18 protein-coding genes are annotated in these 21,234 nt (G+C 49.2%); 17 read left to right on the forward strand and 1 reads right to left on the reverse strand.

Going from position 1 to position 21,234, the window contains the following annotated elements:
* Nucleotides 1–4: 4 nt before the first annotated feature.
* The 5 genes from ICL07_RS20955 (at nucleotide 5) to ICL07_RS20975 (ending at nucleotide 7,096) form a co-directional block, all read left to right on the forward strand.
* Nucleotides 5–2,332 carry an ABC transporter permease subunit gene (locus tag ICL07_RS20955; RefSeq protein WP_188089998.1) on the forward strand — a complete coding sequence of 776 codons (2,328 nt, stop codon included), beginning with the start codon at nucleotides 5–7 and terminating at the stop codon, nucleotides 2,330–2,332.
* A gap of 11 nt (nucleotides 2,333–2,343) precedes the next feature.
* Entirely contained in the window at nucleotides 2,344–3,642 is a 1,299-nt protein-coding gene (locus ICL07_RS20960) for a MutS-related protein (protein WP_188089999.1), read from the forward strand.
* An 11-nt stretch (nucleotides 3,643–3,653) separates the two neighbouring features.
* On the forward strand, nucleotides 3,654–4,979 hold the full coding sequence (locus ICL07_RS20965; protein ID WP_188090000.1) for a MutS-related protein: 1,326 nt from the start codon (nucleotides 3,654–3,656) through the stop codon (nucleotides 4,977–4,979).
* 12 nt (nucleotides 4,980–4,991) lie between these two features.
* Complete coding sequence (locus tag ICL07_RS20970; RefSeq protein WP_188090001.1) at nucleotides 4,992–6,476, forward strand: S41 family peptidase; 1,485 nt, start codon at nucleotides 4,992–4,994, stop codon at nucleotides 6,474–6,476.
* Nucleotides 6,477–6,772: 296 nt separating this feature from the next.
* Nucleotides 6,773–7,096, forward strand: a complete 324-nt coding sequence (locus tag ICL07_RS20975; protein WP_188090002.1) for a S24 family peptidase — start codon at nucleotides 6,773–6,775, stop codon at nucleotides 7,094–7,096.
* On the opposite strand, the gene ICL07_RS20980 is transcribed toward ICL07_RS20975, so the two are convergent.
* Nucleotides 7,077–7,952 (reverse strand): MBL fold metallo-hydrolase, encoded by an 876-nt coding sequence (locus ICL07_RS20980; RefSeq protein ID WP_188090003.1) that lies wholly within the window; start codon nucleotides 7,950–7,952, stop codon nucleotides 7,077–7,079. The two genes, ICL07_RS20975 and ICL07_RS20980, sit on opposite strands and share 20 nt — an antisense overlap.
* Before the next feature lie 88 nt (nucleotides 7,953–8,040).
* On the opposite strand from ICL07_RS20980, the gene ICL07_RS20985 reads away from it, so the two are divergent.
* The 12 genes from ICL07_RS20985 to ICL07_RS21040 all read left to right on the forward strand — a co-directional run bounded on the left by ICL07_RS20985 (nucleotide 8,041) and on the right by ICL07_RS21040 (nucleotide 21,224).
* Nucleotides 8,041–8,934: a LysR substrate-binding domain-containing protein gene (locus ICL07_RS20985; protein ID WP_188090004.1), complete on the forward strand. Its 894-nt coding sequence runs from the start codon at nucleotides 8,041–8,043 to the stop codon at nucleotides 8,932–8,934.
* 3 nt (nucleotides 8,935–8,937) lie between these two features.
* A complete protein-coding gene (locus tag ICL07_RS20990; protein WP_188090005.1) occupies nucleotides 8,938–9,237 on the forward strand; it encodes a hypothetical protein in 300 nt (99 codons plus the stop codon).
* A 101-nt stretch (nucleotides 9,238–9,338) separates the two neighbouring features.
* Nucleotides 9,339–10,868, forward strand: a complete 1,530-nt coding sequence (locus ICL07_RS20995) for a hypothetical protein (protein ID WP_188090006.1) — start codon at nucleotides 9,339–9,341, stop codon at nucleotides 10,866–10,868.
* A gap of 1 nt (nucleotide 10,869) precedes the next feature.
* On the forward strand, nucleotides 10,870–11,058 hold the full coding sequence (locus ICL07_RS21000; protein WP_188090007.1) for a hypothetical protein: 189 nt from the start codon (nucleotides 10,870–10,872) through the stop codon (nucleotides 11,056–11,058).
* 72 nt (nucleotides 11,059–11,130) lie between these two features.
* Nucleotides 11,131–11,802: a CatA-like O-acetyltransferase gene (locus ICL07_RS21005; protein WP_188090008.1), complete on the forward strand. Its 672-nt coding sequence runs from the start codon at nucleotides 11,131–11,133 to the stop codon at nucleotides 11,800–11,802.
* Nucleotides 11,803–11,837: 35 nt separating this feature from the next.
* A complete protein-coding gene (locus ICL07_RS21010) occupies nucleotides 11,838–12,428 on the forward strand; it encodes an RNA polymerase sigma factor (RefSeq protein WP_188090009.1) in 591 nt (196 codons plus the stop codon).
* Between the two features lie 43 nt (nucleotides 12,429–12,471).
* Entirely contained in the window at nucleotides 12,472–13,488 is a 1,017-nt protein-coding gene (locus ICL07_RS21015; protein ID WP_188090010.1) for a FecR family protein, read from the forward strand.
* Between the two features lie 25 nt (nucleotides 13,489–13,513).
* Complete coding sequence (locus ICL07_RS21020) at nucleotides 13,514–17,020, forward strand: SusC/RagA family TonB-linked outer membrane protein (protein WP_188090011.1); 3,507 nt, start codon at nucleotides 13,514–13,516, stop codon at nucleotides 17,018–17,020.
* Between the two features lie 18 nt (nucleotides 17,021–17,038).
* Nucleotides 17,039–18,418 carry a RagB/SusD family nutrient uptake outer membrane protein gene (locus ICL07_RS21025; RefSeq protein WP_188090012.1) on the forward strand — a complete coding sequence of 460 codons (1,380 nt, stop codon included), beginning with the start codon at nucleotides 17,039–17,041 and terminating at the stop codon, nucleotides 18,416–18,418.
* 63 nt (nucleotides 18,419–18,481) lie between these two features.
* Nucleotides 18,482–19,540: a TlpA family protein disulfide reductase gene (locus ICL07_RS21030; protein ID WP_188090013.1), complete on the forward strand. Its 1,059-nt coding sequence runs from the start codon at nucleotides 18,482–18,484 to the stop codon at nucleotides 19,538–19,540.
* Nucleotides 19,541–19,545: 5 nt separating this feature from the next.
* Complete coding sequence (locus ICL07_RS21035; protein ID WP_188090014.1) at nucleotides 19,546–20,802, forward strand: amidohydrolase family protein; 1,257 nt, start codon at nucleotides 19,546–19,548, stop codon at nucleotides 20,800–20,802.
* 134 nt (nucleotides 20,803–20,936) lie between these two features.
* Entirely contained in the window at nucleotides 20,937–21,224 is a 288-nt protein-coding gene (locus ICL07_RS21040) for a hypothetical protein (protein WP_188090015.1), read from the forward strand.
* The last annotated feature ends 10 nt before the right edge of the window (nucleotides 21,225–21,234 follow it).

Genomic DNA, 21,234 nt, shown 5'->3' on the forward strand with positions numbered 1-21,234 from the left:
ATACATGAAGATAATATTCAGGATTGCGAAAACGGAGCTCCGGAACCTGTTCTATTCCCCGGTGGCCTGGTTTTTAACAATCGCTTTTATGGTGCAGTGTGCGGTGTATTATACCTATGCTTTGTTTAACCTCGCCAACTGGCAGGATATCGCTATCAAAAACAATCCCAAGTTTAAGGACTTCGGCATCTCCCTCACAGAGGCGCTCTTTTTGGGGCAGGACGGGATCTTCGGTAATGTGCTGCAAAACCTTTATCTCTTTGTTCCCCTGCTCACCATGGGATTGATCAGCCGGGAAATCAACAGCGGTTCTATCAAGCTGTTGTATTCTTCGCCTATCCGTACCCGTGAGATCGTGTTTGGAAAATACCTGGCTATCATGATCTATAATATGCTGCTGGTAGGCATTGTCGGCATATTTATGTTCATGGGAGCGCTCAATATTCAGGCGGTGGATTATGGGATACTGTTCTCTGCAACGTTAGGCTTTTATCTGCTGGTATGTACCTATACGGCCATCGGTCTGTTTATGTCCAGCCTCACCAACTACCAGATCGTGTCCGCCATCGGCAGCTTTATCATCATCTTCGTGCTGGGCCGTATTGGTGGCCTGTGGCAGAAGTACGACCTGGTAAGAGACCTGACTTATTTTCTCTCTATCTCCGGCCGTACCACCAAAATGCTGAAAGGGCTGATTACCACTACCGACGTGATTTATTTCGCGATGATCGTGTATATGTTTGTCAGCTTTACGCTGATTAAGCTGAAAGCAGGCCGGGAGTCAAGGTCCTGGTGGATGACAGGGCTCCGTTATGTGGCCGTTTTTGTGTCGGTACTGGCGATCGGTTATGTGAGTTCACGCCCGGCACTGATTGGCTACTGGGATACTACTGCACGCCAGAACAATACCCTGCATCCCAACACGCAGCAGATATTAAAAGAGCTGGGTAATGAACCGATGGAGATCACGCTGTATACCAACCTCCTCGGCGCCGGCGTTACCCGCGGACTGCCGGAGAACCGTAACGACTATATGTGGAATCTCTGGGAACCTTATCTCCGTTTTAAGCCGGATATCAAGTTCAACTACGTTTATTATTACGATACGAACGATGGCGACAGTACGCTGTACAGGACCTGGCCGGGAAAGACTTTACAACAGATCGCGGAACAGCTGGCAGACGGTTACCAGGTGAAAGTGACGGATTTTAAAGCGCCGGCGGAAGTGCGTAAAATGATCGATCTGCAACCCGAAGCATATCGCCTGGTAATGCAGCTGAAATACAAAGGCAGGACCACCTTCCTGCGCACCTTCGACGATGCCCAGTTCTGGCCGGAAGAAGGGCAGGTGGCACCAGCGCTGAAACGGCTGTTGCAGCCTCGTATGCCGGAGAACATTTTCCTCACGGGTAACCTGGAACGCAGTATTTATAAAAGAGGGGAACGGGAATACAATTTACATGCTATTGCCAAAGAAAACCGGCAATCGCTGATTAACATGGGCTTTGATTCCGATAGCCTCAACGCCGATACCCAGGATATTCCTGCCGGCATTGCCACGCTGGTGCTGGCTGATCCTAAGACAGCCCTCAGTACCACTGCCACTGAAAAAATTAATCACTACCTCGATAATGGCGGCAATATGCTGATACTGGGAGAACCCGGTAAACAGCAGATGCTGAACCCGCTGTTGAAACAACTCGGCGTTCAACTGATGGATGGAACGCTGATAGAAACCTCCAAAGATGAAATGCCGCATATGGTGAAACCTTTCCTCACCACGGCGGGTATGCATCTGGCGGAAGATCCGGCACTGATATCCCTGCGGGAATTGCAGTTGGAAGGAGAAGGCATGGGCCTGTTGATGCCAGGTGTCGCCGGTATCTCACCCCACGACAGCAGCGCCTATAAAGCTACGCCGTTGCTCACCACCTATCCGGGTAAAGTATGGCTTAAAGCCGGTACGCTCGTTACCGACTCTACGGCGCCGGTATTTAATCCGCAGGATGGAGATACCCGCCAGCCTTCCTACGCCACGGCGGTAGCGCTAACCCGTAACATCAAAGGCAAAGAGCAACGCATTATTGTAAGCGGCGACGCCGACTTTATGAGTAACATCCGGCAGGGCGGTGGTTTCCTCGGAAGAAACCTGTACGCCTGGATGGTAAACGATGCTTTCCCTATCTATACACCACGGCCTAAACCAGTGGATACCAAACTGACGATCACCGCCACTACGGCGGCCATAGAAAAGATGATGTTTGTTTGGGTACTACCGGCACTGGTACTGCTGGGAGGAACCATATTACTGGTGCGTCGTAAAAGACAATAAAACAGGAAACTATGTTTTTACAAACGGATGAACAAACCATAGATGACCTCCGGATATTCGGTAAACGTGACGTGAGCGGCATCTATGAACTGTATAACCACACGCATACACGGGGAGGGGAAACCCTGCTGCAGGAGATGTTCCGGAAACCGCTGTCGGATAAAACGGCGATCAACCGGAGAAGCAGTATCATTGCCCATTTCGCGCAACTGAAGATGGCCTTCCCGTTTGAAGCGGCGATGTTCGACATGGCCGAAAAATACCTGAAAAACGGTGACGAACAAACGAAAACCGGTGGCCGGGGAGTAGTGTTGGGAGAGAAGGATATCTATAACGGGGTGACGGCTGTCATCGGACTGATACAACAACTGCATCGTTTCGTGGAAGGTCCGGCTGTAGCGGCGATAGCGGCCTATAGCAGCGAGCGCACCGCGATTGCCCTGTTACTGGCAGAACCGGCACTGGAACCGGCGCTCAACGAACCGATGAAAGGAAAACTTTCCTATGGCGCGGTGACGGCCTTCGATCTGCTGTTCAGAACACGGGAGCGCCAGCGTATTACCAGGTTATTGGAGCATGTATATATGCTGGACGTCTACCTCTCAGTGGCAGCAGTGGCAACGGAAAATAAATTCGTATTCCCTGCCGCACTCGACAAGGGTAGCGCTACGCTGCAACTGGAAGGCGTTTATCATCCGGCTTTAAAAAATCCGGTGAGCAATAACGTGTCCATGCGACCTGACAGCAACGTTATCTTCCTGACAGGCGCCAACATGGCGGGTAAATCCACTTTCCTGCGTGCCCTCAGCACGGCGTTGTATGTGGCGCACATGGGCTTTCCCGTGGCTGCCCGGGCCATGTCCTTTTCAGTGCTGGACGGTATTTACACCACCATCAACCTGCCGGATAACCTGGGTATCGGCGCCAGCCACTTTTACGCGGAAGTACTGCGGGTGAAAAAAGTAGCCACCGCGCTGGGCAGTGGCCAGTCCCTGCTGGTGATATTCGACGAACTTTTCAGAGGTACCAACGTAAAGGATGCCCATGAAGCTACCGTGGCTGTTACCCGTGCTTTCGCCCGGCGCAGCAACAGCCTGTTCGTGATCTCTTCCCATATCGTGGAAGCGGGCGATGACCTGAAAGAAGCCGGCAGCGTGGCATTTAACTACCTGCCTACCCGCATGAACGGACACCAGCCCGAGTATACGTATACGTTAGAACAGGGTATTACGGACGACCGTCACGGGATGATCATCATCCGCAATGAAGGAATACTGGATATTCTCCAAAACGGTCGCAAGACAAAATAAAAACTACTGTTATGAACTTTAGTATAGACAGGCAAACGATGGATGAGCTGAACCTGCTGGGTAAATTCCGGCAAGGATCAGTATACCACCTGTTCAACCAGGTGAAGACAAGGGGAGGAGAACGTTTGCTGGACACCATGTTTCAAACGCCGCTGGAAGAGGTGGATGCCATCAATCAACGGAGCAGTATTTTCCGTTTTTTCCAGGACGCTCGGCTGGTGTTTCCATTCGACGTACAGCAGCTGGCACAGATGCGTGAATACCTGGATACCGGCTCGGGCAAAAACGTACTGTTCTCTATGGCAGATACGTTATGGAAAAAAGGCCTTTCTACCATTGCCCGTGATGAACGTTACCGCAAAAATGTGCAGGGGCTGCAAGCCACCATCGTCACCGTGAAAAAAAGCCATGCTTTCGTAGCGTCAATGGCATCCCTGTCAGGTCCCTACGATCACCGTATTGCGGCCATGAAACAACTGCTGGGTACCCGGGAGATGGAACAGCTGGCAGACATGGACATCTATCAGGCGCTGCCGGTGAAAACACTGGCTACCTACGATCATCTGCTCAAAAATAAACTCCGGCAGGCGATTGACGACCTGCTGGCTTTCATCGATGAACTGGATGTATACATTGCCGTGAGCGATGTTGCGCGGGCCAGAGGTTTCCATTACGCGGAAGCGCTCGCGCCGGCAGAAAACAGGTTGTCGGCCACAGGGTTGCATCATCCCTGTATCAACAACGCCGTCGGTAATGACATCGACATGAAACAAGGAAGTAATGTGCTGTTTCTCACCGGCGCCAATATGGCGGGTAAATCCACGCTGATGAAATCGGTGGGCATTGCACTGTACCTGGCGCATATGGGATTTCCGGTGGCGGCAAAACGTTTGGTCTTTTCCGTTAGAGAAGGATTGTATTCTTCCATCAACGTGTCCGACAATATCAGCCTGGGCTACAGCCATTTCTACGCGGAAGTGGTGCGGGTAAAACAGGCGGCGGAGGCGACGGCCAGCGGTAAACGGCTGTTGCTGATGTTTGATGAACTGTTTAAAGGTACCAACGTAAAAGACGCTTACGACGGAACCCTGGCGGTGACGGCCGCCTTCGCGGAATATACCGGTTGCCTGTTCATCGTTTCTACCCATATCATTGAAGTAGGGGAAGCATTAAAGGAGCAACCCAATATACAATTCCGTTACCTGCCGACGGTGATGGAGGGTAGCCGTCCCCGTTATACCTACCGGCTGGAAGAAGGTATTACTGAAGACCGCCAGGGTATGATGATCATCCGGAATGAAGGTATCCTGGAGCTGATTAATAGCAATAACCCGTAAAAACAAAAACATATGAATAAACTGTTGACATTTGGCGCCGGCGCCATACTGGGACTGTCATGCCTGCAGGCGCCAGCCCAGGAAAAGAAACTGGCCAACCTGACGAAAGAGGATTTTATCGCTGACTTCAGGCTCGCGGTTGATATTCTGAAAAAACAACATCCCAATCCCTATAAGTTTACCGATTCGGTTACATTCGCCCGCCGGGTGGATTCCCTGATGGACCGCATGGCCAAAGAGCCGGATATGCTCACCGGTCTGCAGTATTCGCCTATCTACCTGGTGCGGGATGTACATACCAGTCTGCGGCTCTCCAACGACAATTCCCGGGAACTATATAGCACGCTGCGTTTCTTTCCTTACCCGGTAATCATTGAAAGGGGACGTATATTCGTTAATATCAAAGGCGCTACCATTCCTTACGGAGCCGAAATTATCAGCATCAACAATAAACCGGCAAAAGAAATATTGCAGTCACTCTCTTCTTCCGCCTATAGTGATGGCTTTATTACTACCGGTATGGACAGGCTGTATCCTGATTTCCAGGTGACTTTCAGCCTGTTGTCGCCACATCAGGCTACCTATCCGGTGAACTGGATAGCGCCCGGTAGTAAAGAAACACGTAAAACGGTGCTCCCGGCTTCCGGTCCTACAGCCGCTTTCCATGCCGGCCGGCAATCAGTGTTCCCGTTTAACCTCCTGCAACGGGCTTACTACATCTACAATGACTATGACGACAGTACGAAAACCGGTCGCCTCACCGTCAATACATTTGCCATCAACGAACAGGAGGCCTACAAAGAGTTCAGCGAGTTTTTCCGGGAAGTAAAAAAACGTAACTACCAGCAGGTGATCATCGATGTACGCAGCAATGGCGGCGGTAATCCGGCTATCTCTGCACTCTTGTATTCGTTTATGGCGGCAGCGCCCTTCCGGAATGTATATAACTACCGCACCCGTAATATGGAGGTGGCCTATCCTGAGTATGCCGTAGCGGAAAACGGCAGACGCCTTTCCGATGAAGACATACAGGGACAGAAAAACTTCTTTTATCAACGTTTTGATAAAGACAGCGCCTCCGGTTTCTACGTCGGCAATGCCCGCCTGAAAGACGGACTGCTGGAGAATTTTCCGCCGGATAAAGATGCCTTCCACGGAAAAGTATATGTGCTCACCGGTGGAGGTACCGTATCGGCAGCCACCTATTTTGCATCGCTGGTGCAGAAAAATAAAAGAGGAATCGTGATCGGTAAGGAAACGGGCAGCGGCGAAGCCGCTACCACCGCCGCCTGGTTTATGAGGTACCTGTTACCGCGTACGAAATGTGTGCTCACCGTACCCCTGTCGGAGCTTTATTTCTTTAATGCCACTACCGATAATGGCCGCGGTATTATGCCGGATAAAGAAGTGCCGATGGATAAATTTATCGGGTATGTACAGGCCGATAAAGATCCGGAAGTTGCTTATACGATGGAGTTGATTAATGGAACGAAATAGTCTAAAAAGCTGGTGTTTTTTCGACACCAGCTTTTTTTTCTGAAAATAAAAACGTTTCTTTGCAATGAAAATAAGGTTCCCGACAAAGAGAACTTTTTGAATAAGATCTGTAGTATAATTGACCCGAAGTACCTATACCATTGCCCCGGTTAAATTCTTCCCCTATTGTAATGCTGCCCTGATTCCTGATCATCAAGTTTTTTAGTCATAACCGTATCGTTGGATGCTGTTGTTGATTGCTCCGATGTGGGCGATCCGGTCAACCTATACCCCAAAATGCACTTAATTTTTATGCTATGAATAAATATGAAAGACTCAAAAAAGAACTGGAAACAGTTGGAACAGGAAAAATGAAGGCCTTTGGTACTTCTATGTTGCCCATCCTGAAAAGTGGTACGCTATTGACGTTTCGGCGGGAGCAGGAATACGCCGTAGGCGATATTGTGTTTTGTAAAGTAAGGGGCCGTTACATTGATGCCCATAAGATTACTAAAAGAGATGCCGGCAAAGGGTACCTGATTGCCAACAACCATGGATTTGAAAACGGGTGGACCAAAGTGATCTATGGTAAAGTGATCCTGGGAGAATACGGTGACAAGGTCATCTATCAGAAAGCCTGACCGGCTCCCATTCAAACCCTGTTGTTCCCCGTTTGATTTTTCCCAAGCCCGGCCATGGCAAATGATAGGTCATGGTCATCCTCCCGCTCTCCGCCATTTCTTGTAGGATATCTTCCCGTATCCTGGCAGCCTGCTTAAAGTTTAAGTCATAAAACATACCCCATTCCGGATGTTGCAGCAGTATGGTAGCGTGCAACAGGTCACCGGTATGTAACAAGGTATCTTCACCCGAAAAAATCTCCACCATGCTATGCCCGGCAGTATGTCCCGGTGCGGGTATCAGCCGGATACAATCGAATAGTGTTGCCCGTGGGGGGACCAGTTTCAGCTGGGGCTGGATGCTGGTCAATATTTCCCGGATGCGGCTGGTCAGTGTCTCCTGTATCCCGGGAGCGGCATCCAGCGGGCTGGCGGTAAAATCAGGTGTATGAGCCATCCAGCTGTCATATTCTAATTGACTCAGGTGGATACGGGCATACGGAAATATAGGGGAACAGTCTGGATGCAAAAGGCCGCCTATATGGTCAGTATGTGCGTGTGTCAGTATAATATCGGTGATGGCTGTCGGAGAAATGCCTGCGGCGGAAAGTTTCCGGGGAAGTTGCCCACTGGTAACGTCTTCCGGCCCAAGGCCGCTGTCAATCAGTATCAGCCGGTTTTGTGCGCGAACCAGCAGTATGTTGAGGTCTAGCTGCAACTCCGCTGTAGATTGATCTTGTGCGCTGAGTGCCTGTTGAATAAAGTGCGGTCGTTCATAAGGCCCGATCATGGGATGGGCCGGCGCCAGCAGCTGGTAGCCGTCGCTGAAAATCATCAGCTCGAGGTTCCCCAGTTGAAAAGAAAAAGGCGTTTGCATATGTTTTATATTTGACCGCAAACCTATGGCAATTTCATACTTTTGTATAGTTGAAATATCTCAATATATACTTTAATAAAACTAAAGTATGAATACGGATGTATTGGATCTGGACCTGCTACGTACCTTCGTATTGGCGGTAGATCTGGGAAGTTTTGCCCGTGCGGCGGAACAGGTGGCACGCTCACAGTCGGCTGTCAGCCTGCAAATGCAGCGATTGGAAGAATTAACAGGGCATCAGCTGTTTGTAAAACAGGGACGTAGCTGGGAGTTAACCGGCAGCGGCGAGCTGCTGATGGGTTATGCCCGGCAACTGTTACGCCTCAACGATGAAGCCGTAGCGGCGCTGTCCACCCGGCAACTGGCTGGTATGGTTCGTCTCGGAATGCTGACCGACTTCTCCGAAGGGGGGCTAACACAGGTGCTGGCCCGTTTTGCCGAACAACATCCGCGCGTGCAAATGGAGGTAACCATCGATAAACAGGTGGTGCTGCAACAGAAACTAAAGGCGGGTCAACTGGATCTTATCGTTTGTTTTGGCACGACGTTGCCCGAAGGCGCCCTCCTGATCGGCAAGGTGCCGTTGCGCTGGATTGGCAACAATAACAAAGCGATTGCGCAGCAATCACCATTGCCGCTGCTGTTATTTGAACCGCCCTGTTTATTCCGGGCAGCAGGACTGGCAGCACTGGAAAAGTCGGGGAAAGCATGGAAACCGGTATTGACAGCCAGCAATGTGGCTGGTATGTGGGCTGCCGCCAAAGCCGGTTTGGGTATCACCATACGCACGCCCATCGGACTGCCGGCAGATTGCAAACTACTTCCGGTCTCCGGAACATTGCCGGCGTTGCCGCAGATTACGGTCTACCTGCTGATTGCACCACGAAAAAAAACATCAGCCGCCATACTCCGGATGATAGAGATCGTTCAGGAAACACTGAGCGCTGAACTGAAAAATATTCATCCCCCTAAAAAGAAATAGTATATGGACACATCCTGGTTACAGGAACTAAAATCCGCTGCCGGTGTGCACCGGTTTATTGTAAACGACAACCGGTACGGTATCCTGATTGTTGCCCGAGGCGAGTTATTGTTCTTTCAGGAAAATGACAGGGCACTGTTTTGTGAGATCTCCGCCCGGGAATCGCTCATCGAGCCTGGTTCCATTAAAAGATGGGACGATAAATCTCCTATATCAGCGGAGGAAAAAACAAGGCTGCTGCCATTGATACAGGAGTTGTATCAACGCGCATACAAAGATGAATTGCGCATTTGGAAGGAGTGAATTTTGTTAATCATTTGCTTTTTATGAATTCGTGAGAAGGTATATTCATACAATAGATAGCTTTGATAATAATTGTTTGTTCATCCCAAATCTATTGTTCTATGAGTATTACCACAATTGTTTGTTCACCACATGAACTAAAGGAAGAGTTGACCCTGGTGATGACGGAGGAATTCGCGGTTTCTCAAAAAAATGCAGAAAGCGCCTACGACGGGAGATTGGAAGAATTCTTTAACCGGCTCAAAGGCAGCGCGCAGTTCGTAATTGAGTATCCTTACGTGGATAAGGTGTACAGGGACAGTTATTATTCCTATTTTTCTTCCAAGCTCCAACAATACCAAAGAAATTGTATCCGGGTGTCTGTCTTCGATGGCTCTGTAGCCCCTGATCAATTCAGGAATGCAACCGGGGTGGCTGATTTACGGAGCCGTTATTGGGGATTTGTGATCATACGGCCAACGATACCCAATGTGCTTGGCAGAAGTGTAGTTTCACCCCGGGCTTTGCGGGAAAACGGCTTTCTCTGCCTGACCAGTAAATTTCAAACAACAGTTTGCGCGGTTAAGTTTGAAGCAGTGGGGTTTCCGCATGCTTCGCAGGATACGGAAACCATCACCTGTGCGGAAACTGCTTTGTGGGCGATGATGGAGTATTTTTCTTCCCGCTATACCGAATATAAGCCGTTGACAGCTTCCACGATCATGAATACATTGAGGAATCAGTCATACTTCCGCCAGTTACCGTCGGAGGGATTAAGTATTAAACAAATGAGTTTTGCTTTGCGGGAGTTGGGTTTTGGTACGAAATCCTATCTCAGGACCATGTACTCATCCGCTTCATTTACCAATTTATTATCCATCTATATTGAGAGCGGTATTCCATTGATACTATCCATATCTGATAGGTATATTGGTGGTGGAATTGGTCATGCAGTGCTGGCAATTGGTCGTACAGAGACGACCAGTGATGATATTGATCGACTAGTGGTGTCTATGGAGGAAGACGCTGTGGTAGCGGCAAGAATGTGTGAAAAGAATATCCGTATTGTGGAGTGTGCTGATATAGAACACCGCTTTGTTTTTATTGATGATAACTATTCGGCTTATCAATTGGCGTCTTTGGAAGAACCAATGGTATATTATAATAATGATAGCTGGAGAAGGTGCGAAATTGTTGAGTTCCTGGTGCCTCTTTACCCTAAAGTCTATATGGATGCTATGGCAGCCAGGCTATACATAAAGGATGTGTTGATGGGTGAGCGGTTTAATATTCCTTCGGATACGGAATTGTTTATTCGCGTTTTTTTAACTTCCAGCAGATCGTACAAAGATTATTTGGCAATCGAAGATAATTTTCCCGGGAAATTTAAGGAAGCGATTCTCAATTTGCCAATGCCTAAATTTATTTGGGTAGGGGAAATATCCTCAAGGGTGTTGATGAAACAGCGTATGGCAAATGGTTTGGTGATTGTAGACGTAACGGAAATTCAGACATCTGGTGATCATGCATTACTTGCCTGGGGGTATGGGGAATACTGCTATTATAAGAATGGTTTGGTGGTGAAATTAGTACAGAATACTATACCTTTGAAAATGTTCAATATTTTTATTAATAACTTAAAAGGTTTTTGATATGGCTATTAGGATAAACATATTTGAAGAGCTGGAGAGAGAGGGATATGCGATAACCGTCGAAGATGATCCTGCGTATATAAAAGAAAAGGAGGAACGACACAAACGCATGCAGGAATTGAGGCGGAAACAAATGGTGATAGCTACCCTTTCCAGGCTGGAATCTGAGAAAATTATACTGTGTATGTAATTGCTTTAACACTACAAATTTCCAGGCTGGCATCGCTGCCGGCCTTTTTTATATCATTAAAGAAAATGTAACATGACACCCGTTTTTTCACCTATAGATACAAACACCTGGCCCCGGAAACCCTACTTTGATTATTTCTACTACGGCGTAAAAACAAAATATAATATCAACTATAACCTCGACATCACCACACTGATAAAAAAAATTAAAGAAAGAGAATTAAAATTTTACCCTGTAATGTTATATGTCATCATGAAAGCGGTCAACCGTCATGAGGCCTTTCGTTACAGCTTTGATGCCAATGGTATATTGGGCAACTGGAATTATGTAAATCCTTCCTACACTATTTTTCATGAAGATGATAAAACATTTTCTGACATATGGAGCGAATACGATGAAGACTTTACTATCTTTTATGCAACCATCATTCGTGATATGACGTTGTACAAAGATGTAAAAGGATTAAAAGCCCGTGCTGACAGGCCACAGAATTTCTGCCCGGTATCGGCGCTGCCCTGGCTGAGCTTCGCGGGCTTTAGCCAGGATACCTATACGGAGTCGTCTTTATTGTTTCCGATTATCCGGTTTGGTAAATACTACACAGAAAACGAAAAGACCTCGTTGCCATTAACCGTATTTGTACATCACGCTGTGGCAGATGGGTACCATACCTGTGAACTGATAAATGATATCCAGGCCTTGGCAAATGAACCGGCCGCCTGGCTCAATGAATCCGCTTCCTGAAATTCCTGTGACTTTATTTCTTGAAATTGATATCTTTGGGCGCAACCAAACAGGGAATCCAGCCGGTACCTCCGGCTAATATGTCTGACGATAAAGATATCTGGAAACAATTTTGTGCTGGTGAACAAGGCGCATTCCGTGAATTATACGACCGGTATTATTCACGCATGTTCGTATGGGGATGCCGCTGGCTCGATGGGGAAACAGCCTTCGTAAAGGATCATTTACATGATTTTTTTATCTATCTGTGGGAGAAAAGAGCGAACCTGGCTCCCGAAGTGCAGGTGTCTGCCTACTTGCTGACTTCCTTCAAACGCAGGCTGATAGAGCAATGGGGAAAAGAAAAAAAGCTGAAGGACATTAGTAGCATGATCGGCCCGGTGCAGGAGGAGCAGGAGGAAATGGAGGATTTTACGCATCAGTTCAACCGTATTCAAGCTGCCCTGCAGTCACTCACCCCGGCACAACGGGAAGTAATAGAGATGCGTTTTTTACAGAATATGTCGCTACAGCAGATCGCTGCGGCTAAAAATACCAGTCTGCGGACGGTCTATAACCTTACCCACAGAGCCATTTTACAACTCCGGCAGGAGCTGGGCAAAAAAAACTTTTTATTCCTGTGGTAAATCTATCCTGGTTTTCCCTCTGTTTGATAAAAGTGTTGACAGGATGGACGAGATTTCGGTCGAAAAATTAATAGGAGAGGCTTCTTTCATTCATTACTGCTTTCGTAGTAACGAAGTGGATGTTGCCTATTGGGAGTCGTGGATTGAGGCGCATCCCGGGCAGGAACCGGTCATCCGCGAGGCGGTGGCGGCGGTAAAGATGGCATCATGGCTATTGGTGGCGGAAAAGGAAAAACCTGCCGCCATGGTGGCGATGGATGAATGGCTGCTGCAAACCAGCCGGCCCCGTATCCACCGCTATGCCTGGTACTACGCTGCTGCAGCGGTACTGTTGCTATGCCTGGGGGCCGCCTGGTTACTACGTCCTGCACTCTCACGGAAACCCGCTATAGCCGTTCATCAGGTCAATACTCCCCGGCTGTACTACAGCACCATGGGCCAGCCCCGCACCGGCTTTAACCTGCCTGATAGCAGTTACGTGCTGCTGGATGGAAATTCCATACTGGAACTGGACAGTGCTTTTGGCCAACAACATCGCCATATGCGCCTCACCGGTACCGCCTGGTTTAAGGTGCAACAGGACCGCCACCGGCCATTTGAAGTACAGGGAGACGATTACTTCGTCACCGCATTGGGTACCGCTTTCCGTATGACTGCCACCCACGGAAAAATACAGGTATTGCTGGAAGAAGGAAAAGTGAAAATTGAAAAGGACTACCAGGGTAAAAGAAACCTGGTGGCTGTATTGTCGCCTTCTGAAAGCCTGCTGATAGATCCCGCTGCACCGGCACATCCGCAGAAATCTATCTTCCCCAAAACAACACTGAACACCTGGAAAGCGCAGGAGATCGTATTCGAACATACGCCGCTACCAGAGGTGATACAACAGCTGGAAGCATGTTATAATATACATATTACCGTTACCGGCATGAACCTGCAACAGGAAACGTTTACCGGTAAGTTTAAAAACGATGCACTGCCAGCGGTGCTCGAAATACTTTGTTTCACTTTAAATAAACAGTACCGATTCACTGATTCAACCAATGTCGTAATTCAGTAACCAACCAAAACAGGACCGTTATTTTATGCATCTACCACACTGCCGGTTGTCCCTGTGGACAACGATCAGCCGAACTATTGCCTTGACGGTAATGACGGCGTTGATACTCACTACAACGCACCTTTCTGCACAGGAAAGAAAAAATGTCGCGATAGAGAAAGTCCCTGCCGAAAAAGCATTTAAACAATTGGAAGCTATCTTCCAGGTTCGTTTCTTTTACTCCGGATCATCGATCGACAAACAGGAGAATATCAGCATTCCACCTGCTGTCAGAACGTTGGAGGATGTGCTGCAATACCTGGCAGACCGCTACCGGTACGCTTTCCGGCAGCAGGATAATATGATCAGCGTCAGCCTGCGCCCCGCCGCTCCCAAAGAACCTATTATCCAGGGCCGTATAGGGCTGTATGAAGGTGACAATATCGCCTACAACCCCGGCATTACTGTCCGGGAGGAAAATAACCGCAATGCGGCCATTACGGACGCTAAAGGTTATTTTACACTGAAACTCTCCCAACCCAACAGCCGTATTCATATCAGCTGCGTAGGGTATGAACACCAGGAGCTGGACGTAAACGCCAATACCATGGTGAACCTGACGCTGCAACCGTCCCTGAAATCTATCCCCGAGGTAGTTATCTCTACAGGTTATCAAAACCTGGCCCGCAAAAATACGACCGGCGCCTATGGCGCGATATCTTCCCGGGAAGTGGAACGCAGGTCCAGCCAGTCCATTACCTCCGTGCTGGAAGGCAGTGTACCCGGATTAACACTGGCTTCAGGCTATGACCGCGTGAACGGTGTTCGTCGCCCAACGGGCATCAACCTGCAGGTGAGGGGTGGCAGCTCCATCGGCACGGACCGCACCGCGCCGCTGATTATCCTCGATGGGTTCCCGGTTAATCAACTCCCTGACAACCTCAATGATGTAGAGAAAATAGACGTGCTCAAAGACGCGGCTGCAGCGGCCGTTTGGGGCGCCAGCGCTTCCAACGGGGTGGTGGTCATCACCACTAAAAGAGGAAAGGAAGGTAAGATGCGGGTCAACTATGCTACCAACGTCTATTTCACCCAACGGCCGGATTACTCCCGCCTCGACCGGGCCAATGCCAGAGATCTGGTGGATTTTGATAAAGAGTCCTATGATAAAGGGTTTATAGACCGGATGTATTTTGATAATCAATCCAACGGTTATTCGCCTTCCTACGATCTCTTATTCCGCCTGAAAAGTGGTGAAATCACCCAGCAGGAGTTTGCCCGTAAGCAGGATTCCCTCGGCTCACTGTCCAATATGTCCCAGGTGCGTGATCTGCTGATGCGTACCGGTCTTCGCCAGAACCACTTCCTGTCCCTCTCCGGCGGCAGCGGCAAATACCGGTTCATGGTATCCGGTTCCTACGATCACAACCAGGCGACTTATATCGCCGATAAGTCAAACCTTTTCCAGCTCAATATGCGGAACGACCTGGAAGTAAACAGCCGCCTGCGTTTCAGCGTAGATATGAACGGCACTTTCCAGGATAACCAAACCGGTCCCACGCTGAATAGCGGTATCCTGCAAACACCGCCTTACCAGTTACTGGTCGATCCAAACGGCAAATACCTGTACGACTACACCGGTTTTAATAAAATGGAAAACGACCGGCTGTTATCCAAAGGCTATCTCGACAATGGCCGTAACCTGCTGGAAGAAGCCCGCCTGGCTAATAATAGCCAGAAAAAATTTGGCCTGCGTACCAAAGTCGGCGGAGAATGGAAAATCATCAAAGGACTTACCCTGAATGCCGATTTTCTGTACGACAAAATGAAACAAAACGGGAAAAACCTGGGTGATGAGCAATCCTACGATACCCGCAGTTTCGTGAACAGGTATGCCTCCGTGGATGGCGCCGGGAACGCTGTCTTTAATATACCCAAAGGAGCCATCCTGAGAACATCGGAAACCACCTTCTCCAACTGGGCAGTCCGCGGACAGTTAAACTACACCAATGTATTCCGTTCCGTACACTTCCTCAATCTGGCTGCAGGTACGGAAACAAAAAAATACATTACGGAAGGGTTGAATGCTGCTAAATTCGGATATGATGATGCGTTGCTGATCTTCAAACCGGTTGATCAGAATATGCTGTTGAAAAATACGCTGAAGTGGTGGAATGGCAGTTCCTTACCCAGTTTCGATGTCCTGGGTTACGATGGTTTCGATTTCAACGATGAAAGACAGCAATCCTTCTACGGCATGGCTACCTATACCTACGACGACCGTTATACGCTGACCGGTAGCTATCGTGTCGATAAGTCCAACCTTTTCGGGGTAGACCCTAAATACCGTAATAACCCGCTGTGGTCTGCAGGTGGTGCGTGGGATATTGCCCGCGAGAAATTTTTCCGCTGGGAGAAAATAAGCCTGTTAAAACTCCGCACTTCTATCGGGTTGACGGGGAACTTCGATCGTACTACCACACCGTTGCTGGTGGCTACCAAAAGGTTTCAGGGGGTTACAGGCGATTACAACGCCAGGGTAGATAGCTATAACCCCAAGCTCCGCTGGGAAAGAACGCGTACCCTCAACATGGGGCTCGATCTCGGCATGTTTGACAACCGCTTGCAGATTACGGCAGATGTATACCGTAAATACGGATACGGCCTCCTGGGTACCACCATCCTGGACCCGACTGTTGGCATGGCCAACATGAAAATCAATGCTGCCAAAATGCGTAACAATGGCATAGAACTGGCCATCCAGGCTACGGTGCTGGATATACGTTCTTTTAAATGGACCAGCCGCCTGAATGCCGCCTATAACCACAATATTATTGTTGAAAACAAGATTCCGGATAGTGCACCGGAAAGAAACAGGGTTTCGGGTACTACACAGTTTGTGGAAGGTTATTCCAGAGAGTCCGTTTGGAGCTACCGCTGGGCCGGGCTGGACAGCAAAGGCAACCCAACTGTTTATGGCGATAAAGATGAAAAGGTGAAAGTCCCGGTGTTCTCCTCTGTAGTGAATAGCGGTACTTACCGGGCGCCTTATTCCGGAGGCTTCACGAATATCTTCTACTATAAAAATTTCTTTGCCAGCGTGATGACCATTTTCAATTTCGGGAATGTGCTCCGTCGGGAAATGCCTTCCATGAATGCACTGGAGTTCTCCAATGCGATGAATTACCAGATCCGCAATCGCTGGCGCAAACCAGGCGATGAAGCCTTTACAGACATTGCAGCGATGACGCAGTCATTTAACCCGGATGATTTTTATGACGGAAGAGAAAATGCCATGCGCTATTCTACCAATAGCATTATCTCCGGCGATTATATCCGCCTGCGGGAAATACAACTGGGATATGACTTCCCCGCGAAAATGCTGAAGGGTAGTTTCCTGAAGGGGGTACATATCATCGGGCAGATGAATAATGTGGCGCTCTGGAAGAAAAATAAATATGGTATCGATCCGGAAGCGATCGACCCGATCACCGGCGCTTATTACCTGCCGGAGCCAAGAGTAACAACATTGACCGTAAGGGTTGAACTGTAAATCTCAAAATGTAAAGTCATGAAAAAATGGATCATATATTGCCTGGCAGGGGCAGCGTTGCTCACCAGCAGCTGCAATAAATTTATGGATGTTACCCCGAAGAGGAAGTTCATACCGAAGACAGTGGCGGATTTGGAGCTTTTTCTGAATGATGTGTTGCTGGCGGATGCCAGCTATGCCTATAACGAGGTGATGACAGATGATCTGGCGATTATAGATGCTTATCTGGTGGCCGATACCAGGAATACCCGTTCCTATCTGTGGAGACGGGAATTGCTGAAAGTAACGGAAGACGACAGCGAATGGAATAATATGTACAAATACATCTATAACTGTAACCTGGTACTGGCCAATCTCAGCACGGCTACCGATGGTACGGTAGCAGATGTAAACCGTATGACCGCGGAGGCGAAAATTCACCGGGCCTACTTTTATTTCAACCTGGTAAACCTGTACGGCGCCGACTACAGGGCTGTCAGTGCAAGCACAGATCCGGGTGTGCCGGTGCTGCTGGTTCCCGACCTGGAAGCTAAAACAACCCGGGCTTCGGTACAAACAGTATACGATCAGATCCTGAAAGACCTGCACGATGCCCTGGCCATCAGTGAATTGCCAGTCACCGGCAGAACGTATGTACACCCGGGTAAGGCCGCTGCCAATGCATTATTGGCAAGAGTATACCTCTATATGGGCAACTATGCCGGCGCGCAACAGGCTGCGGAAGCGGCACTGGCCCTGAACAGTACGCTGCTGGATTATAATACTTTCAGTTTTAGGAACCCGCTGATTCCTGCCAACGGTATCAATGGCAAACCGCTGCCGGAAAACAACCCGGAGAATCTATTCTCCAAAACGAATGGCGGTAACGGTACACTGGCCCGTTTTATGATCAACCCCGATCTGCTGAGTATCCTGGGTGAAAAAGACCTGCGCTATATCTATACGTTCAGCCGGCTCGATAGTAAAGGGAAACCGATTACCAGTCCCTATCCGGAATATTATGTGAACAGTGTCAACTATAGCATCGGAGTGCCGGAAATGATGCTGATCAAAGCAGAATGCCTGGCGCGCAACAATCATCCGGTAGAAGCGGTGGCACTGCTTAATATCCTGCGGCAAAAACGTTTTAAACCGGCAGACTATACCGAACTGACTGCCGCCACGAACGACGCTGCATTAGACCTGGTACTCCGGGAAAGAAGACTGGAACTGCTGTACCACGGTCTCCGCTGGTTTGATCTGAAACGGCTCAACCGTGATCCCCGTTTCCAAAAAACACTGACTCGTGTAGTCCAGAATACAACTTATACATTACCTCCCAATGATCCGCGCTACGTATTGCCGATAGCGCCCAAAATCATCGGTATCAATCCCGGCATTCTACAAAACCCTCGCTGAGTAAAGTCATAAAACCACCAACGGGAACGCGCCAACGGCGTTCCCGTTATCAATACCATGCAGATGAAACAATTACCATTTTACCTGGTGCTGGGACTGCTGCCAGTTACCGCCGGGGCGCAGCAACTGAAGCTATCTTCCGCCATTCATGCCGATGCGGCAAAGGTCACCATCTACCAGGAATGGCCGGAACGGAAACTGGTAGATACACCACACCTGTCGGCTAAGGTGGCGGCCAGTCAACTGCCACAAGCCGGCGCCGTGTATACCGTCTCTTTGCGCCAACCTTTTGTGAATGTGACCGTGCTGGGCGAAAAAGGGACCCCCATCAACATTACCATCGATAAAGATAGCCAGGTGATAGTAAAGGGCGGTACGCTCCAGCGGCGCCTCGACAGCTTCCAGCGTTCCATTGCTCCCGATGAAAAAGCCTGGAGTGAAGCCGGCCGCCGTTATGAAACGACTACCGATCTGGATACCAAATTAGCCATTAACAAAGAAATGGACCATTATGCCGGAAAAGTGCAACAAGCCCGCCTGCAGTTCGCCATAAACAACGCCAATAACCTCGCCGGCGCCTGGATGGCTTATTCCTACGCGTTCGCCTGGACACCGGCATCGCTGGAAAAACTGATGCCGCTGTTCCGGCCTCAGCCGGCTGCTAAGGTTACCTATACCGTCCTGCAACAGAAACAGGCTGCGGCTGCGGCTGTCAGCATGACCGGCAAACAGGCGCCTGTATTTGCCCTTAGCAGTATCGATGGCCATCAGGTAGCATTGGATAGCCTCTTCCGTCGGCATCGGTATGTATTGCTGGATGTATGGGCTTCCTGGTGTACCCCCTGCCGTGCCGGTAATCGCAAGCTGGCGGAGTATTATGAAGAGCTGAGCAAAAAAGGTATCGGCTTTGTGTCCGTGTCAGTAGATGAAAACAAGGAACTGTGGAAAAAAGCGGTGGCATCAGACAAGATACCCTGGTTGCAGCTTGTCAGCCCCAACGGCATGAAAAGCGATTTTGTACAGGCCTATAAAGTACAATCGTTGCCTGCGATGTTTCTCATCAACCGTGAAGGAAACATCGTTCAACAACACATCGATATAGAAGCATTAAAAAAACTGTAAAACGGATGAAAAAGATATTTTGGATAGCCGTGTTGCTGGCTTGTGTTAGCCAGGTTGTTGCGCAGCGTGGACGTACGCTGTTGCTGAAAAATGCAACCATCATTGATGGCGAAGCAAGCGTTGCTCCACGTAAAGGCGCGGTGCTGATCCGGGATGGTAAAATTGTTGAAGTAGTGTATGGCAGCGCACCGGCGGCCGATAGTGTCATCAACTGCACCGGGAAATTTATTACACCCGGACTCATGGACGCCCACGTACACCTGGCGACTATGAACATGGATCATCAGCGGGCGGCGGAACAAACCACGGATAGCATACTGCTGAATATGTTCCGCCACGGCATTACCTCCGTCCGTGATATGGCGGGCGATGCTATTTTCCTGGCGGGGTATAGCCGCCTGGCAGCTACCGGTCAGCTACCGGCGCCGGATATTTTTTACGCCGCCCAATTTGCCGGTCCGGGTTATTTTAAGTTGCTGGGTGGTGGCTCCAGGTCTTCAGCTGATTTGGGCACCACACCCTGGTATTGTGCCATCTCCCCGGAAACAGACCTGCGGCTGGCTATCGCGTCTGCCAAAGGCGCGGGGGTTACCGGTATCAAGGTATACGCAGATCTTTCCCGTCAGCAGATAGCCGATATTACAAAGGAAGCGCACCAGCAAGGAATACAGGTATGGAGCCATGGTAGCGTATTTCCGGCCAAGCCCGCTGATGCGGTAGCCGCCGGCGTCAACAGCCTGTCCCACGCCAATGACTTATGTTTTCAGCAATTACCGGGCGATACCCTGGCGATATCCAGCGCCTGGCAAAAACTATATAAAGGTTTTGTACTGGATACCAACGTACAGATAACCCTGCTGAAACAGATGAAAGAAAAAGGAATTTTCCTGGACCCGACGGTCTTTCACGCCGGGAATAACAAAATGGAAAACGCTTTTACGATTACGCGGCTGGCACATCGTTTAGGCGTTGCCGTGGTAGCCGGTACGGACTGGATTTATCCTGCCAAAAATGAGCAGGTACCACTGATGGAAGAAATGAAGCTGCTGGTGAGTCGTGGTGGTATGAGCCCGGCTGAAGCGCTGCAATGCGCTACACTCAACGGTGCGCTGGTGACCGGTTTGAAAGATCGCGGTGTTATCCGCGCCGGCAAAAAGGCGGACCTGCTGATTTTGGATAATGATCCTTTAAAAGATATATCCCGGTTGTTTGCACCGGAGATGGTGATTAAGCACGGACGGGTTAGTGTGGTGGCTAATTAACGTTGAAATTTCAGGTGGCGCCTGGGTTGTTAATTATCATATTGGAAAGTAACGCCTCGTTAAATTTCCTTATATTACCGCTCATCCGTCGGCTCCAACCGGCTGACCTATTCACTTTACAATTACACATATATATGACGACCCAGTTTTTTTACCTGGTGCTAAGCCCAACGGAAAAGAAACTACCTTATTTGTATACGAATGTTTTTAAGATCATCTACCAGCACAGTAAAGACCTGGTGATGCAACAAACAGCGCTGGAAGCCGCTTTTAGGATACATAATCACAATCCTGAGCATTACAAAGCCAGCTGGTCAACGGGAGCAGAGGGAGAGGAGCAGGCTGCGGCGGAGAGAAATGATGAAATTCGCGCCTGGCAGATGGATGAAGCTAAAATTGTAAGGATAGTCAATTGGCCCTGACAGCACCAGG

It is taken from the genome of Chitinophaga qingshengii (assembly GCF_014529935.1).
In the GTDB taxonomy this organism is placed as follows: domain Bacteria; phylum Bacteroidota; class Bacteroidia; order Chitinophagales; family Chitinophagaceae; genus Chitinophaga; species Chitinophaga qingshengii.